Source organism: Bradyrhizobium sp. AUGA SZCCT0169, from assembly GCF_018130085.1.
Taxonomy (GTDB): Bacteria; Pseudomonadota; Alphaproteobacteria; order Rhizobiales; family Xanthobacteraceae; genus Bradyrhizobium.
In genome coordinates this window covers 37,921-50,780 of the sequence record NZ_JAFCMC010000019.1, presented here as the reverse complement: position 1 = coordinate 50,780, position 12,860 = coordinate 37,921, and the positions used below count along the sequence as shown (strand labels likewise).

Annotated in this window: 12 protein-coding genes; 2 read left to right on the top strand and 10 right to left on the bottom strand. The window is 59.9% G+C overall.

Annotated features, from left to right (window positions below; translation table 11 throughout):
• Positions 1-25: 25 nt before the first annotated feature.
• Positions 26-712 (top strand): cyclase family protein, encoded by a 687-nt coding sequence (locus JQ609_RS21205; protein WP_212274822.1) that lies wholly within the window; start codon positions 26-28, stop codon positions 710-712.
• A gap of 46 nt (positions 713-758) precedes the next feature.
• Here JQ609_RS21205 and JQ609_RS21200 read toward each other — a convergent pair whose 3' ends face one another.
• From JQ609_RS21200 to JQ609_RS21170, 7 genes are all read right to left on the bottom strand, one after another.
• Positions 759-1,493, bottom strand: coding sequence for a Crp/Fnr family transcriptional regulator (locus JQ609_RS21200; protein WP_212210139.1), 735 nt, complete (start codon positions 1,491-1,493; stop codon positions 759-761).
• A 279-nt stretch (positions 1,494-1,772) separates the two neighbouring features.
• The gene (locus JQ609_RS21195) at positions 1,773-2,744 is read right to left on the bottom strand and encodes a tripartite tricarboxylate transporter substrate binding protein (RefSeq protein ID WP_212274821.1); all 972 of its coding nucleotides are present in this window, start codon (positions 2,742-2,744) and stop codon (positions 1,773-1,775) included.
• 221 nt (positions 2,745-2,965) lie between these two features.
• Positions 2,966-3,805 carry a phosphodiesterase gene (locus JQ609_RS21190; RefSeq protein ID WP_212210078.1) on the bottom strand — a complete coding sequence of 280 codons (840 nt, stop codon included), beginning with the start codon at positions 3,803-3,805 and terminating at the stop codon, positions 2,966-2,968.
• An 8-nt stretch (positions 3,806-3,813) separates the two neighbouring features.
• Positions 3,814-4,875, bottom strand: a complete 1,062-nt coding sequence (locus JQ609_RS21185) for an ABC transporter ATP-binding protein (RefSeq protein ID WP_212210077.1) — start codon at positions 4,873-4,875, stop codon at positions 3,814-3,816.
• On the bottom strand, positions 4,872-5,657 hold the full coding sequence (locus JQ609_RS21180; RefSeq protein ID WP_212210076.1) for an ABC transporter permease: 786 nt from the start codon (positions 5,655-5,657) through the stop codon (positions 4,872-4,874). Before JQ609_RS21180 ends, JQ609_RS21185 begins: the two co-directional genes overlap by 4 nt.
• A gap of 3 nt (positions 5,658-5,660) precedes the next feature.
• Complete coding sequence (locus JQ609_RS21175) at positions 5,661-6,476, bottom strand: ABC transporter permease (protein WP_212210075.1); 816 nt, start codon at positions 6,474-6,476, stop codon at positions 5,661-5,663.
• Positions 6,477-6,605: 129 nt separating this feature from the next.
• Positions 6,606-7,613, bottom strand: a complete 1,008-nt coding sequence (locus JQ609_RS21170) for an ABC transporter substrate-binding protein (RefSeq protein WP_212274820.1) — start codon at positions 7,611-7,613, stop codon at positions 6,606-6,608.
• 69 nt (positions 7,614-7,682) lie between these two features.
• Between JQ609_RS21170 and JQ609_RS21165 the strand changes: the two genes are divergently transcribed.
• Positions 7,683-8,957, top strand: a complete 1,275-nt coding sequence (locus JQ609_RS21165; protein WP_249128248.1) for a zinc-binding dehydrogenase — start codon at positions 7,683-7,685, stop codon at positions 8,955-8,957.
• 23 nt (positions 8,958-8,980) lie between these two features.
• Here JQ609_RS21165 and JQ609_RS21160 read toward each other — a convergent pair whose 3' ends face one another.
• From JQ609_RS21160 to JQ609_RS21150, 3 genes are read right to left on the bottom strand one after another with little or no spacing between them, the layout of a single operon-like run.
• Entirely contained in the window at positions 8,981-11,374 is a 2,394-nt protein-coding gene (locus JQ609_RS21160) for a xanthine dehydrogenase family protein molybdopterin-binding subunit (protein ID WP_212210072.1), read from the bottom strand.
• Complete coding sequence (locus JQ609_RS21155; protein WP_409363417.1) at positions 11,371-11,853, bottom strand: (2Fe-2S)-binding protein; 483 nt, start codon at positions 11,851-11,853, stop codon at positions 11,371-11,373. Before JQ609_RS21155 ends, JQ609_RS21160 begins: the two co-directional genes overlap by 4 nt.
• Entirely contained in the window at positions 11,850-12,731 is an 882-nt protein-coding gene (locus JQ609_RS21150) for a xanthine dehydrogenase family protein subunit M (protein WP_212274819.1), read from the bottom strand. Before JQ609_RS21150 ends, JQ609_RS21155 begins: the two co-directional genes overlap by 4 nt.
• Positions 12,732-12,860 lie beyond the last annotated feature (129 nt).

Below are 12,860 nucleotides of genomic sequence, written 5' to 3'. Positions count from 1 at the left end.
CAGCTTCTCCGAAGGGTATCCTAACGTGAAGATCGTCGACCTCAGCCGAGAACTCTATCACCGCACGCCGAGCTATCCGGGCCACCCACCTGTCATCCACGGCGTCTGGAAAACGCACGAAGAATCCCTTGCCGAGTCCGACAACGTGCACGGACTTGCATCGATGTTTATCTCAATGGTCGATCACGCCGGCACCCACATCGATGCACCCCGGCATTTCGGCAAGAGCGGCATACCGATCGATCAGTATCCGCTGGAGAAATGCATCGTGCCGGGTATCTGTCTCGATCTGCGCCACATCGGGCCGCGCGTGGAGATCACTCCTGCCGATCTCGAGGCCGCCGTGACAAAGGCCGGCGTGCCGGTACCGAGGGGTGGCACCGTGCTGCTCTGCACCGGCCATCACGAACGCACGTTCCCCCGCAAGGAATATTCGAACGATAATTCTGGTGTGAACGTCGCCGCGACCGAATGGCTGGCACAGCAGGGCGTCGTGCATTTTGGCATCGACTCGATGCGGCCCGGTCCCGAAGGCGACGTGAACGCGCTCGTTCACAAGGCCTGTCTCGACCTCGACATCACCCACATCGAGAGCTTGTGCAATCTGGAATCGCTGCTCGGTAAAGGCCGGTTCACCTTCATCGGCCTGCCGATGAAGTGGCGCGGGGGCACCGCCTCCCCGATCCGCGCTGTGGCCGTGTTCGACCTGTAAAAACAATATCGCGAAACGCGCCGAAGAATTGGCCGGCTGCACGCCGCTATTCGCCTTCGTCGCCAGATCCGGCTTCGGCCAAAGCCTGCAGCGGCTCGGCCTTCAGTACAACGATCGCGCCGTGCTCGAGCCGCACCCAGTCGCGCGCCGCCCACGCCCGCAACTGCTTATTGATGCTTTCTCGCGTCATACCGACCATCTCGCTGATTTCCTGCTGGGTAATCGCAATGGTTCGGCCCTGCGGTTCAAGCTTGTGTTTCTCGGTTAAGCGAAGCAGCGCGCTGGCCAACCGACCCGGCAAATTTTGCAGGATGACCTGTTCGACCTGATCGCTGGTCCAGCGAATCCGCGTGCACAACAGTTCGATGAACTTCATCGCAAGCCCCGGCTGGCTGCGCACGAAAGGAATGAACTCGCGCCGGTCGATCGTGAAGAGCTCGCAGGCGGTGTTCGCAGTCGCGTCTGCCGAGCGGACAGAGCCGTCAAGCAGCGCGATTTCGCCAAAAATCTCCCCCGCCCCGATCAGGTTCAGGATTGCATTGCGGCCATCGGGCGACGAAATACTGATCTTCACCGTGCCGGAGATAACGGCAAACAGGCTGTTGCCGGGATCTCCCTTGGCGAAGATCGTCGCTCCCCGCTTCAGCGTGACGTGTTTGGCGTAACGGCAGAGTTGATCGAAGGCTTCGGGCTCGAGGTCGACAAAATAGGGATGCTTGCGCAAAACTGACAGTTTGCTGCTCGAAAATCCCTGAGCTTCACCCGTCCTTTGTTGAGGCACGCCAGTCAAACTCCAGAAACTGTTCGGGATGTAGCTCTTCCGTAATCAACGCCGGTTGGCTTTTCAACCGGAAAGCATCCTACTGCGTCGATTTGGCGGCCAAAACACAAAGGCAACCCAGGCATTAACGCTCCGATAACCCTGGAACGGGCGATCGGATAGTACGGCCATTGAGCTATCCCGTCACGCGGAAATAGCCGGACGCCATTGAGGCACCAGTTTCGGCCTCTAACGGACCTCGCCGGCGCTACGCTGCTCCGATCGCTTCGCTCCGGCGGCTTATTCGTTCGCGATTCCCATTTCCTTGATCACGCGCGCGTATTTGGCAAGCTGATCACGCGTCATGACACGCAACTCTTCAGACGAACTGTCGCGCACCGCAAATCCCAGCTCCTCCAGCTTGCGGCGTACCTCGGGATCACCGACCGCCTTCAGCGCCTCGGCGTTCAACCGAGCGATGATCGCCTTCGGCGTGCCGGCAGGCGCAAGAATCGCAAACCAAGAATTGAAGAAGAATCCTGGCAAGCCGGATTCAGAGACGGTCGGCACGTCGGGGAATTGCGCCAATCTTTTCTCGGTAGTCACTCCGATCAGTTTGAGCTGGCCGCCGCGCACCAGGGCAGCAACCGTGCCGATCCCCTGGAAGCCGACTGGAATCTGACCTGCGGCGACATCGGTGGCAGCTTGCGTTGCGCCCTTATAGGGCACGTGAGTCAGCGATATGCCGGCCGCGGAAGCAAACATCGCCATGGCCAAATGCTGCGGGCTTCCCGGGCCACCCGAGCCATAATCGATCTTGCCAGGCGTTGCTTTCGCGGCTGCGATCAGATCCGCCGCGCTCTTGAAGCTGGCCCGATTGCTGGTGACCAGCCCCCACTCCACGGTTGCAACCAGCGATACCGGTTCGAAATCCTTCAATATGTCCCAGCGCATCTTGGACTGCAGGTTGGGCACCATAGTCATGACGCTGTCGTTGAAGCCGCCGATCGTGTAGCCGTCCGGTTCAGCCCGCGCGACCTGCTCCGCCCCGATCATCCCTGAAGCGCCAGGCTGATTCAGGATCACGAATTGCTGGCCCATATTGTCGGCCATTTTCTGCGTCACGATCCGCGCCGCAACGTCGACGGCACTCGCTGCAGCCAGCGGCACAATCATCTTGATGGGCCGGTCCGGATAGGATGTCTGTGCGATTGCATGGGAGCTCAGGAGCAGTGCGAGCGCCGAAATCAACGAATGGAGCAGGCGCTTCATGATTCTCCGCAGGCGGTCAGCATCTGGATATGGGCCACATCTTCCGGAGAATGATTGCTCCTCCACATCCAGCTTGGCAATCTGGTCGGCAACGAAATGAAGAATGAGCCGGTGCATCAATCGACATGCGAGGCAAGAAGGATGGCCCGGCACGAGGGAAGCTGTCGATGGCGGAACGATAATTTTGAGAAACGCCGCCGAAGGGTAGGCTTAAGAGCCTCCTAAAGCAGTTTCCCATCTGGCCCGAAAAACGGGTGCGGACCATCAAACGCCCCAATCGGCACCTGATGAGTGACGATGCTGCCGAAGTCCTCGCCCGGAAACCAGCTGTGGAGGTGAAAGGCCGGCGGCTCCACCTTGAACGAGGGCCCGCGGAGCTCAGCAAGGTCAAGATCGACCGCGTGGTTCGGCGCCGGACAGATCGTGGTCGGCACGCCCGCAAACATCGTCAAGGCCGCACGGTGAATATGACCGGTCGCGATGAGTTGCACACGCGGATGACGCCGAACGATGAGGGCGAGTTCGCTCGAGTTGAGGAGATTCTGGCGATCCATGTGCCAAATACCGGCCTTGAACGGCGGATGATGCAGAAACAGCAGCGCTGGCCGATCGGGTGAAGCCGCCAGTGCCGCGTCAAGCCAGCGCAGCGTGGGCTCTTCGAGTTCGCCATGCGGCTTTTGGTGTACGCTTGAGTCCAGCAGCAGCAGATCCAGCCCCCCGATCTCAATCCTCTGATTGAGCGCCCCGGACGCCAAGGCATATGGAGCGGAGGGAAACGCATCGCGCATCAACTGACGCGAGTCGTGATTGCCGGGAATGCCGGCGAATGGGAGTTTCAATGGCGTCAGTAGCCGCTTGAGGTGCTGATATTCCTCAGCCGTCGGCGAATCTGCCAGATCACCCGATATCACCACAAAATCAGGTGCCGGCTGAAATTCGTTCAACGCCGCGACGCAACGCTCCAGGGCCCTGGCAGTATCGACCCGGCCATAGGCGAGCGAGCCTGGCGGCTTGATATGCAGATCGGAAATTTGGGCGATACGAACCGGTTTTGGCGACATTGGCGTTCTCAACTTTCGGACGGCAGCAAACGAACGGCTTCCGGCGAAATCAACAGCCCGACCCGTTCGCCGGCCTTGGCTTGTACCGTATTCGGCGCATCAACAGTAAATAGCCTGTTGGATACACCGCTTATCACCAGTCGTTGCCGGTCGCCAATAAAGCTGACGCTGTCGATGACGCCGGAAAGCGGAGCACGCCCCGTCTCCACTACGCGGATCGTTTCGGGACGAATCATGGCGACCGCCGCCGGCATACTTGCACCGCCCCCAATCCCCTGCCGCCCGCCCGGCAAAACAAGATGACCGTTCTCGATCGGCGCCTCAATGATGTTCGCGGCACCGATGAATTCGGCCACGAAACGGCTTTGCGGCGTGAAGTAGATCTCGCGCGGCGTACCGATCTGGGCGATCGTCCCCTTCTGCATGACGACAACGCGATCGCCGAGTTCCATCGCTTCGGCCTGGTCGTGCGTTACATAAATTGTGGTGATGCCAAGCGCGCGCAGCAGGCGGTTGAGCTCACCGCGCAGCCGGTCGCGCAACGCCGCGTCGAGCGCCGTCAGGGGCTCGTCAAGCAGCAGGATGCCCGGTCGGATTGCAACTGCTCGCGCCAGCGCCACGCGTTGGCGCTGTCCCCCGGACAGCTGATCGATGCGGCGATTCTCTAGCCCGGAAATGTTGGTCAGCGCGACCAGTTCGGCGACGCGCGCCGCACGCTCCTTGGCCGGCACACCGCGGATTTTCAGGCCGTAGCCGATATTGTCAGCTACGCTCATGTTAGGAAACAGCGCGTAGGACTGGAACACCATGCCGACGTTGCGCCGTTCGATCGGCACCGACGTCATATCCTTGTAGTCGAACAGTACCTTACCGCCGGCATCAGGCAATTCGAGTCCCGCGATGATGCGCAGCATCGTGGTCTTTCCGCATCCGGACGGACCAAGCAACACCAGCGTCTCACCACGCGCAATATCGAGCGTCGCGGGCTCCAGCGCGCGCGTACCATCGATAAACGTCTTGCCGCAAGCCTCAATACGCACCGACGCGCCATGTCCTGCTGACGCGTTCATCTCTTCTGTTCCTTCTCGGCAAAGAATTGCATGGCCACCAACAGCGGGATGATCATTACGAAGAATATCAACGTATAGGCCGACGCGACCTCGAGCCGCATCGAGGCGTAGCTGTCCGCAAGCCCGATGGGCAGCGTCTTGGTCAGGGGTGTATGAAGCATCCAGGTCAGGTTGAATTCGCCAAGCGAAAGCGTCACCACCATCAGGCTGCCGGCAAGTATCCCCGGCACGGCATTCGGCACGATCACGTCGCGGAAGCGCCGCCACGGTGATGCGCCGAGCGACGCCGCACCTTCGTCGAGCGTCTTGATATCGACCGTTGCAAACACCGCCATCACTGATCGCACCATAAAGGGCATGGTGAAAATAACATGCCCCACCAGGATAAAGAGCCAAGAACGGCGGAAGTCGCTGAAGCCTTGGTAGGTGAGCAGCAATGCCAGGGCAATTGCCAGGCCTGGTATCGCCAGCGGCAGCGTGATGACCTCCTCGACGATGCGCGACAGCCGCCCTCCCCGCACGTGCAAGGCGTATGCTGCAGGAACACCTATGATCAGCGTCACCGCGAGGGTTGCAAAGGCGATCACGAATGACAGCAGGATAGTGCCGGCATAGAGCTGCCAGACCTGGACAACCCATTGCAGGGTTACGCCGGACTCGATACCGCGAAAATAGTTCACGGTAACGCCGGCGGAAATCGACAGGATTGCGGGCACCACCAGGAATGCGGCGACGATTAATGTAAAAATCAGCTGGCCGGTGAAGATCAGACGATCACGCATGGTTCATCCAGCCGCCGCAACTGCGCTTCCGCTGAAGGAGCGGGCGAGCGCCAGGATGAACCAGGTGATGATGCCGAGCCCGACCGACAGCGCGGCCGAAGTCGAAAAATTCGCGGCCAGCGTGAACTCGGTATAGATCAGCATCGGCAGCACATCGATGTTGGTCGCCAACGTAAACGCGGTACCGAACGCGCCCATCGCCGTCGCAAAGGCAATCGCACCGGAAGCGACGAAGGCCGGTGCCAGCGCCGGCAACACCACATCGCGCTGCACCGCCCATGGACTGGCCCCCAACGAACGGGCTGCCTCTTCCAAACCAACATCGAGCTTCTGCACCGCGGCCATGATGGTGAGGATGACGCGCGGGATCGAGAAATAGAGATAACCGAGGAACAGCCCGTAGATCGAATAGGCAAAGACCAGCTTTTCGCCAAGCATGCGGTTGGAAAGATCACCGATCAGCCCCTGGCGCCCGGCGAGCAGGATGATCAGGAAGCCGATAACCACACCGGGAAACGCCAGCGGAAAGGTCAGCATCGCAATCAGTACGGCGCGGCCGGGGAAGCGATGCCTCTGCAAGAACATTCCAGCAATCGTCGCCACGATCAGCGTCACAATGGTGGTCGCAGCCGCCAGCACGACCGTATTGATCAAGGTCGCGCGGTAACGCGGCTCGGTCAGGATCGCCAGATAGCCCGCGACGCCTTGCGGACCTTCCGCCCCGGTCACGACCAGCCGCGCCATCGGGAGCAGAAAAAACGCCGCCGTCACCACCGCAAGCGGCAGCAGGCACAACCAGACAAAGGATCTATGCGACATCAGCAGAAGGCGCCCCGGAGCTTCAGTTCTGACGAATCAGAACCGAAGCTCTACTTTATCGACGCGTTTTCTTCACGCGAACCGGTACCCACTTCGCTCGAAAACGCTCTAACCGGACGCCATATTGCCTCAGCGAACCTCGGCGAGATAGCGGTCGACGAAGCCTTTTTGCATGTTTTCCATCTGACCCCAGTCGACATTTTTCGCGCGAGTGTAGTCGCTGTCGGGCAGGAACTTCTTCTTCACGGCCTCTGGCAGATCGATCGGCCGCGCGGGACGCAGATAGGCGTTGGTCCAGATCGCCTGCCCCTTGTCGGACAGAAGATAGTCGAGAACCTTTTTGGCCTTGTCCTTGTGCGCCGCGTTCTTGACGAGGCCAACGACGTAAGGAAAAACCACAGAACCTTCGCAAGGGATCACAAATTCGAAATTGCCTTTCTCCGAGTACTTCGCGCGATAGGCGTTGAAATCGTAATCCAGCAGGATCGGCATCTCGCCCGAAACCACACGGGCGTAGGAAGTCTGCTTGGGGACGATCGGGTCATTCTTCTTCAACTCCTTGAAGAAGCTGATTGCGGGATCAAAATTGGCCGCCGAGCCTCCAAGCGCCAGGTTGATCGCGACTGCACCGACATACCCGACCGCGGCTGAAGACGGGTCGAGATAGCCGACCATACCCTTATAGGCGGGCTTCAGGAGGTCCTTCCAGCAGGCCGGCACCGGCTTGCCGCCAAGCGCATCCTTGTTCACGAACAGGCCAAGCGTGCCCGAATGAATCGTGGTCCAGAAGCCATCGGCATCCTTCAGACCGGCTGGGACCTGATCCCAGTTGGCGGGCTTATAAGGTTCGAGGGCATCCTGCGCCTTGGCCTTCATGCCGAAGGTAACGCCGAAATAGCCGATATCGCCGACGGGGTTGCTCTTCTCGGCCAGTATCTGCGCCAGCGCCTGACCGGAGTTCTTGTTGTCGTGCGGAATATCGTAATTGAGGTCGGCCTTGATCGCCTTGAGCATCGAGGCCCAGTCCGCCCATTCCGGGGGACAATTGTAGCAGATGACGTCGGCCGCTTTGGCGGATTGCCCAGGCGCGATCAGCGATAGCGCCAGCAAGGCAAGAACAAGGCGGACGCTCTTCATGGAAAACTCCGATTTAGTGAGGCCGTGAAAGGATTTCAGCACCAACCGGGGACCAAGTACAGGCCGCGGATGAAGGATTTGCGACAAACCGTTTTGCTATGCAGCAAACGATGCCCCGTCGCTTCCGGCATCCGGCAATTTCGTCCAACTGCGATTTCCGATAGGCTCGGGCGTGAGAGGATCCGCTGCATGTATCAGCCCACTGGCGTCAGAACTTCGCCCAAACTGCTCATCCCTGATCGCATGAAAGCCTGGGTTCTCGGCGACCCCGATCAACTCGCTTTGCGGGAGAAACCGGTGCCCGTTCCCGCACGGGCTGAGGTCCTGGTCCGGATCGATGCGGTTGCGATCTGCGCGACCGACCTTGAGATCATTCATACAGGCTCGCCGGCGAGCATTCAGGGCGGCCTGCCCTTCAATAAGGATTTTACGCCAGGCCACGAATATATGGGCACCGTCGCAGCTCTCGGGCCTGACGTCGACGAGTTCGAAATTGGGGAGCGTGTTAGCGTGGAGATCCACGCTGGTTGCGGCCAGTGCAAACGATGCCGCCAAGGCATGTACACCTCGTGCCTGAATTACGGGAAGCCCGAGAAGGGTCACCGTGCCAATGGATTCACTACCGATGGCGGTTTTGCGGAATATGCCGTCAACCACATCAATACGCTGGCGCGGGTGCCCGACACCATGAGCGATGCGGAGGCAACGCTGGTCGTCACCGCCGGCACGTCGATGTATGGCTTGACCGAGTTGGGAGGGTTGGTCGCCGGTGAGAGCGTCGTGGTGATCGGACCGGGCCCGATTGGACTGCTCGCGGTGGCGGTTGCCAAAGCGCTCGGCGCCAGCCCGGTGATCCTGACGGGAACGCGCAACAGGCGGCTGGCGATCGGCAAGGAGCTCGGCGCAGACCGCGTGATCAATATCAACGACGAAGACGCAGTCGAGATCGTCAAACAACTAACCGGCGGTATTGGCGCCGACTATGTGGTGGAATGCGCCGGGAATGAGACGACAATCAATCAAGCTATTCACATGACCAATCGTGGCGGAAAAATCTGCCTTGCGGCGTTTCCGCATGATCCCGTCACGATGGATATCGCGCATCTCGTAAAGAACAACATCTATGCCTATGGCATTCGCGGCGAAGGCCGCAGCGCGACCCGCCGCGCTATGGCGCTGATGGCAGAACAACGCTTCGATGCGACGAAAATCCACACGCACACATTTCCGCTGGCCGATCTGCCGACTGCGCTAAGATACGCGCGTGAGCGTGTTGACAATGCTATCAAGGTGGTCGTTACCAATCCGAAAGCGAGCTCGATCGCGAGCGCAGCAGCCGAGTGAACACTGGTTTAGCTCGTCGTTCGTCAGATTCGGCCCAGTGCGGTCAGGATAATTTGGGGCGTCAGCGGAATTTCCGTAACGATCGTCCTAAAAGGCCTGAGCGCGTCATTCACGGCATTGGTCACCGCAGCCGCCGCTCCCGCCGTTCCGGCCTCGCCGGCGCCTTTCGCGCCTAATTCCGACTCCAGCGTCGGCGAGACCACGTGGCCGACATCAATATCCGGCATTTCGCCGGACATAGGCACCAGATAATCGGCCATGTTGGCGTTGGTGAGCTGGCCACGTTCATCATAAACGCATTTTTCGAACAGCGCGGCGCCGAGGCCCTGCACCACCCCGCCCCTGATCTGTTCGTCGACCAGCTGCGGATTGATGATCGTGCCGCAGTCCTCGACCACCCAGTGCTTCAACAGTTTGACAAAGCCGGTGTCGGTATCGACCTCCAGCCACGAGGCCTGAACACCATTGGTAAAGGCGAAGGGATATTCGCGCGGAACAAAATGCCGTGTCGCCATCAGCTCCGCCTGAATGCCCGGCGGCAGCGTATCGGGGCGAAAATAAACGATCCTTGCCAATTCACTCAGTTCAATGCGCGGCGCGCCATCGCTGACGTTCACAACGCTGTTATTGATGATGTCGAGTTCGCCGGGTGTGGATTGTAGGATAGCGGCAGCGACATCAAGGATGTTTCTGCGCAGGACTTTGGTGGCCTGAAGTGCCGCCTCACCGCCGATGCCGGCGCCGCGCGAGGCCCAGGTGCCACCTCCATAAGGCGTGTTGTCGGTATCGCCGAGGATGACGCGAACGCGATCCATCGAGACACCGAGCACGCTTCCGACGATCTGGGCGGTGAGCGATTCCGATCCCTGCCCCTGCTCGGTGATGCTGGTTTGGCAGACCACGGCTCCCTGGGCATCGAGCCGCAGCGCAACGCCATCCTGCGACGATATCTTGGCCCCACCGACGCCGTAGAATGCCGCGCTGGGATTGGTGACTTCGATGAAGCTGGCGATGCCGATACCGCGATGAATGTTTCTGGCTCGCAACGTCGCCTGTTCCGCGCGCAGCGCGTCATAGTCCATCATCTTGATGAGTTTCGCCAACGCGGCATGATGCGACAGTTGCTCGAAACGCAAACCTGAAGGCGAAGCACAGGGGTAAGCGTCGTCGGCAATCAGGTTGCGGCGGCGAATTTCGACGGGATCCATGCCGATCTTCATCGCCGCCAGATCGACCAGACCCTCGGTCACCGAGCAGGCGATCGGATGCCCAACCGCGCGATATTGACACATGACGTTCTTGTTCTGGAAGACGACGCGGGCACGGGCGCGGTAGTTCTTGGTCGCATAGGGCCCACCGACCAGGTTGACGACCTGATTGGCCTCGATGGCGCTGGTTCGCGGATACATTGAATACGGCCCGATACCCGTAAGATCGTCGATCTCGAACGCGGTGATGGTACCATCGCGTTTAACTCCGATCTTTCCCTTGCAGCGATGGTCGCGCGCATGGATGTCGGTGTTAAAACTCTCGACCCGGTCGGCAACGAATTTGACCGGCCGCCGCAGCAGTTTCGACAGTGCGTAAGTCGCCATTTCGTCGGCATAGATGTGGACCTTGATACCGAAGGAGCCGCCAACGTCCTTGCAGACCACGCGGACCTGGGACTCCTGAAGACCGAGATGCAGCGCCGCAATATTCTGCACCATATGCGGGGCCTGCGTTCCCTGATAGATCGTCAGCCGCGCTTCGGCTGCGTTCCAGTCAGCAACTACCGAACGCGGCTCCAGCGTCACGCCGGTGTGCCGCCCAAAAATGAATTCTGCTTCCACCACCTCGTCGGAGGCAGCAAAGGCCGCGTCGACGGTGCCTGCATCATGATTACGCTCGAAGGCCAGATTGTCGCCGAGCGCGGGATGGATCACAGACGTTGTGGGGTCGAGCGCAGTTTGCATGTCCGTCACAGCGTCGAGTTCCTCATACGCGACGGCGACATGTTCTGCCGCATCCTCGGCAGCGGCGCGGCTAGTTGCGATGATTGCAGCGACGGCTTCGCCCTGCCAGCACACCCGATCAACCGCGATCGCGCTTTGCGGCGCGGATTTGAGACCCTTCAAGTGCGAAAGCACCCCAACCCACGGTGTGATGACCGCAGCAATTTCCTGGCCCGTGACGACGGCAATTACACCCGGCATGCGTTTTGCCGCTGCTCCGTCGATACCGGTGATTCTTGCATGCGCGTGCGGCGACCGCAGGAACACAACATGCGCCATGCGCGGCAGTTCGATGTCGCTGACATATTGCCCGCGTCCCTGCATCAGCCGGTCGAGGTTCGGCCGCGGCACGGTCTTGCCGATATAGGAGTTCGGCCGGTCGAGCACCGAAAACGCGTCGCGATTCTCAGGTGCACGCGTCATGGCGCGCGTTCCGCGCGCAACCGCGCTGTCGTCTCAATCGCATCGACAATCGCTTGATAGCCGGTGCAACGGCAATAATTACCGGAAAGGTGCTCACGAATCTCTTCGCGATCTGGCACAGGAGTCTGCTTCAGCAGATCCTGCGCCACCATCAACATTGCCGGTGTGCAGAAGCCGCATTGCAGGGAGTTGCGATCGCGGAACGCAGCCTGCAAATCCGCGATTTCACCGCTGTCGGATAACCCCTCGATCGTTTCGACCGATCCTTCTTGGGCCTGCACCGCCAGTATCAGGCAGGAGCGCGCGATCTCGCCATTGAAGCGCACCGTGCAGGCACCACAAACCCCGTGCTCACACCCGACATGCGTGCCGGTCAACTTCAGATGCTCACGCAGGAAATCCGCCAGGTTCAGTCGGGGCAGCACATGGGCCTCGACGCGCTCGCCATTAACCTCGAGTGAAATGGGCACAGGGGTCACGCACGTGCTCCCTCACGCAGATCGGGGCGGGAAAGCAGCGTGGCCACACAACGAGAGAGCAAGACCTTCGCCAGATGCCGCCGCATAGCAGGGGTTGCCTGCTGATCCTCCTGCGGATCAAGCTCTTCGCTGAGCGCCGCGGAGGCACTGGCCAATACCTCCGATGTGACTGCGACGTTCACGAGATTCTCGGCGGCCTTGGCGAGCGACGGCCGATCGCCAACGGCGAAAAAGCCAAGGCGGAGATCAGCGAACTGGTCACCTTGAATAATCGCCTGCGCGGCCAAGCCGACAATGGCATAGTCACCTTGACGGCGGGCAAATTCATGGAAGAAGTGCGCGGAATCTTTCTGCGCGACAGGCAGTTCGACGGCAACCAGCAATTCCTGTGGCGAAAGTGCAGTCTCATAGATGCCGGTGAAGAATTCTTGAGCAGGGATTCGCCGCTCGCCCTGTGGCCCGCAAACAATGACGGTCGCGCCCAGTGCCACCATGCAAGCCGGCAATTCGGAAGCCGGATCCGCGTGCGCAAGGCTGCCGCCGAGCGTGCCGCGGTTGCGGATCGCCGGATGCGCGACATGAGAGGTAGCGTCCCTCAACAGAGGAGCATGGGTCGCGATTTCGGGAGATCCCAGGACGTCCACGTGACGCGTGAGCGCACGAACCGTTAAGACGTCGCCTTTCACAACTATCCCGCGAAGCTCAGCCAATTCACCGATATCGACAATGAATTCGGGGGAGATCAGGCGCAGATTCATTGCCGGCATCAGGCTTTGGCCGCCGGATAACACCTTGGCCTTGTCGCCATACGCAGCCAGCAACTCCAGCGCATTCACAACGCTGGTAGCGCGGGCGTAAGCGAAAGCCGAGGCTTTCATTTCGACGCAACCTCCCCCGGGCAGCATATCGTCATTTTCTTTGGATTAGACGGCGACAATTTTCAAAGGTCAAGTTTGTTTATCGAGTGATTATTTCGGTGGCTGCAATATTGGGACTTGTTATCATGT

Bases quoted from the DNA above. Each gene is read 5' to 3' on its own strand.
- JQ609_RS21175 (WP_212210075.1), bottom strand. From the start codon at position 6,476: ATGTCGCATAGATCCTTTGTCTGGTTGTGCCTGCTGCCGCTTGCGGTG.
- JQ609_RS21165 (WP_249128248.1), top strand. From the start codon at position 7,683: ATGAAGGATTTGCGACAAACCGTTTTGCTATGCAGCAAACGATGCCCC.
- JQ609_RS21160 (WP_212210072.1), bottom strand. From the start codon at position 11,374: ATGACGCGTGCACCTGAGAATCGCGACGCGTTTTCGGTGCTCGACCGG.
- JQ609_RS21150 (WP_212274819.1), bottom strand. From the start codon at position 12,731: ATGAAAGCCTCGGCTTTCGCTTACGCCCGCGCTACCAGCGTTGTGAAT.
- JQ609_RS21185 (WP_212210077.1), bottom strand. From the start codon at position 4,875: ATGAACGCGTCAGCAGGACATGGCGCGTCGGTGCGTATTGAGGCTTGC.
- JQ609_RS21195 (WP_212274821.1), bottom strand. From the start codon at position 2,744: ATGAAGCGCCTGCTCCATTCGTTGATTTCGGCGCTCGCACTGCTCCTG.
- JQ609_RS21170 (WP_212274820.1), bottom strand. From the start codon at position 7,613: ATGAAGAGCGTCCGCCTTGTTCTTGCCTTGCTGGCGCTATCGCTGATC.
- JQ609_RS21180 (WP_212210076.1), bottom strand. From the start codon at position 5,657: ATGCGTGATCGTCTGATCTTCACCGGCCAGCTGATTTTTACATTAATC.
- JQ609_RS21190 (WP_212210078.1), bottom strand. From the start codon at position 3,805: ATGTCGCCAAAACCGGTTCGTATCGCCCAAATTTCCGATCTGCATATC.